The 3,389-nt window shown below is 64.9% G+C and carries 2 protein-coding genes; both read left to right on the forward strand.

Annotated elements, in window-relative coordinates; genetic code table 11:
- Positions 1-1,250, forward strand: a 1,250-nt coding sequence (gene purB, locus VD811_06460; GenBank protein HXV20612.1) for an adenylosuccinate lyase, incomplete at its 5' end; no start/stop codon positions are given.
- Positions 1,251-1,337: 87 nt separating this feature from the next.
- The coding region (locus VD811_06465; protein HXV20613.1) for a phosphoribosylformylglycinamidine synthase subunit PurS at positions 1,338-3,389 on the forward strand (2,052 nt) is incomplete at its 3' end.

Raw genomic sequence — 3,389 nt, forward strand, 5'->3', positions numbered from 1 at the left:
TCCGGATCTGGCTGGAAATAGAAACCCTGGCCTGCGAGGCACAGGCCGAGCTCGGTGTGATCCCGAAAGAGGCGGTGCAAACCATCCGCGCGAAGGGGAACTTCGACATTGCCCGGATCGACGCCATCGAGGCCGAGGTCAAGCACGATGTCATCGCCTTTCTCACCTCGGTTGCCGAGTACGTCGGCCCCGAGGCACGCTTCATTCACCAGGGGATGACCTCCTCCGATGTCCTCGACACCTGCCTCTCGGTGCAGTTGGTGCAGGCCGCCGACGAGTTGCTGGCCGATCTCGGGATGGTGCTCGAGTCGATCAAGGCCCGCGCCTGGGAGCATAAGGACACCGTCTGCATGGGACGCTCGCACGGTATCCACGCCGAGCCGGTCACCTTCGGCCTCAAGCTCGCCACCTGGTACGCCGAAATGGCACGCAATCGACGCCGCCTGGCCGCGGCCCGTGAAAACATCGCCACCGGCGCCATTTCCGGGGCGGTCGGCACTTTTGCCAACATCGATCCGCGGGTCGAGGAGTATGTCTGCGAGAAGCTGGGCCTCAGGCCCGAGCCGGTCTCGACCCAGGTCATCCCCCGCGACCGTCACGCCGAATACTTCTGCACCCTGGCGGTGATCGCCTCCTCGCTGGAGCGCATCGCCGTGGAGATTCGCCACCTGCAGCGCACCGAGGTGCTGGAGGCCGAGGAATTCTTCAGCAAGGGGCAGAAAGGTTCCTCCGCCATGCCCCACAAGCGCAATCCGATTCTCTCCGAGAACCTCACCGGACAGGCACGGTACATCCGGGGGTTGTGCATCCCGGCGCTGGAGAACGTGGCTCTCTGGCACGAGCGCGACATCTCCCACTCCTCGGTCGAACGCTATATCGCCCCGGATGCGACGGTCGCTCTCGACTTCTCTCTGCGCCGACTCAACGGCCTGATCAAGAATCTGGTGGTCTATCCCCAGAACATGCTGAAGAACCTCAACCAGATGAAGGGTCTGGTCTTTTCGCAGAAAATTCTGCTCGACTTGACCCAGGCCGGTGTCTCCCGCGAGGACGCCTATCGGCTGGTACAGAAAAATGCCATGAAGGTCTGGGAAGAGGGGAAGGACTTCCTCACCGAGCTGCTGGCGGATCCGGAGGTGGTCGGGGCGCTGGGCGAGGCGAAGATTCGCGAATCCTTCGATCTCGGTTATCACCTCAAGCATGTCGACACCATCTTCAAGCGGGTGTTCGAGGCGGATTGTTCGTATTGATTGAATCTTGCAGGGGCGCATTACATGCGCCCTGGGCGGACGCAGTCCGCCTCTACGCATTCTCGTAACATGTTTCAGGAGTCATCCATGCCCTGGCGCATAGAAGTTGGACTCAAGGACGGCGTTCGCGACGCCCGCGGCGAGCGGGTTCGGCGGGAGATCCGTGAACATCTCGGCATCGACCTGGCGAGCGTGCGGACCATCGATGTTTACACGCTGGATGCCGCACTTTCCGAAGCCGAAGTGCTGGCTGCCGCTCACGGCCCCTTTTCCGACCCGATTATTCAGGAGGTCGCGGTTGATCGCCCCCTCGCCGTCGATTTCGACATCCTGATCGAGGTCGGTTACCGCCCCGGGGTCACCGACAACGTCGGCCGCACCGGCCGCGAGGCGATCCAGTACCTGACCGGCCGCCTCTTTGCCGCCGAAGAGGGGGTCTACACCTCGGTGCAGTATCTGCTCAAGGGGGCTGTCGACGAGGCGGTGGCCGAGCGGATCGCCTCGGGCTTCCTGGCGAACGGGCTGATCCAGCGCTGGACCATCGTCCCGGCCGCCCGTTTCGACCGCCGGGCCGGCCTGCCGGCGAATGTCCCCCGGGTGGCTGTCGGGGCTCAGGATGCGGCGCCCGTGCGGGAGATCGATCTCGAGGTCGCCGACGCAGAACTGCTCGCCATCAGCAAGGAAGGAATGCTGGCCCTCAACCTCGAAGAGATGAAGACGATCCAGGCCCATGCCGCCGACCCGCAGGTGCGGCAAGCGCGGGGCCGGGTCGGGCTGGGGGGGAAGCTGACCGATGCCGAACTCGAGGCCCTCGCCCAGACCTGGAGCGAGCACTGCAAGCACAAGATCTTCGCCGCCCGCATCGAGTACGAGGACGGGCAGGGCGGTAGGCAGACCATCAACTCCCTGTTCAAGAGCTATATCGTGCGGGCGACCCAGGAGGTCCGGGCCAGCCAGGGGGCCGGCGACATCTGCCTTTCGGTTTTCAAGGACAATGCCGGCGTCATCCGGTTCAACGACGACTGGAGCCTGGTCTTCAAGGCCGAGACCCACAACTCCCCCAGCGCCCTCGACCCTTACGGGGGCGCCCTGACCGGCATCGTCGGCGTCAACCGCGACTCCTTCGGCACCGGCCAGGGGGCGCGGCTGCTCTTCAATACCGACGTCTTCTGCTTCGCCTCACCCTTCTACGACAAGCCGCTGCCGCCGCGTCTGCTGCATCCGCGGCGCATCTTCGAGGGGGTCGTCGAGGGGGTCGAGCACGGCGGCAACAAGAGCGGCATCCCGACGGTCAACGGCTCCATCGTCTTCGACGACCGCTTTGCCGGCAAGCCACTGGTATACTGCGGGACCGGGGCGATCATGCCGGCGGTGGTCAACGGCCGTCCCGGTCACGAGAAAAAGGCGCGGGTCGGCGACCGCATCGTCATGGTCGGCGGCCGCATCGGCAAGGACGGCATCCACGGCGCCACCTTCTCCTCCGAGGAGCTGCACGAGGGCTCGCCGGTGACCGCGGTGCAGATCGGCGACCCGATCACCCAGAGGCGGATGTTCGATTTCCTGCTGGTCGCTCGCGACCGCGACCTCTACAGCTCGATTACCGACAACGGCGCCGGCGGCCTCTCCTCTTCGGTCGGCGAGATGGCCCAGGACACCGGCGGCTTCGAGCTGCACCTCGATCGGGCGCCGCTCAAGTACCCCGGGCTGCAGCCCTGGGAAATACTCATATCCGAAGCACAGGAGCGGATGACCCTGGCCGTGCCTCCGGAGAAGCTCGAGGCCTTCATCACCCTGGCGCGCGAGATGGATGTCGAGGCGTCCGACCTCGGACAGTTCACCGACTCCGGTTATTATCACTGCCTCTATCAGGGGCAGACGGTGACCTACCTGGCCATGGAGTTCCTCCACGAAGGGTGTCCGCAACTGGTCATCCCCGCCCGCTGGGAGGCGAAAGAGCTGGCCGAGCCGAAGTTTCCGCAGCCGCTCGACATGGCGGCTACCCTGCGCCATCTGCTCGCCCGGCTCAATATCTGCTCCAAGGAGAGCGTGGTCCGCCGCTACGACCACGAGGTCCAGGCCGGAACCATTGTCAAGCCCCTGGTCGGAGCAGTCAACGACGGGCCGGCGGATGCCGCCGTG

The sequence above is a fragment of the Desulfuromonadales bacterium genome, assembly GCA_035620395.1.
Classification (GTDB): Bacteria; Desulfobacterota; Desulfuromonadia; order Desulfuromonadales; family DASPGW01; genus DASPGW01.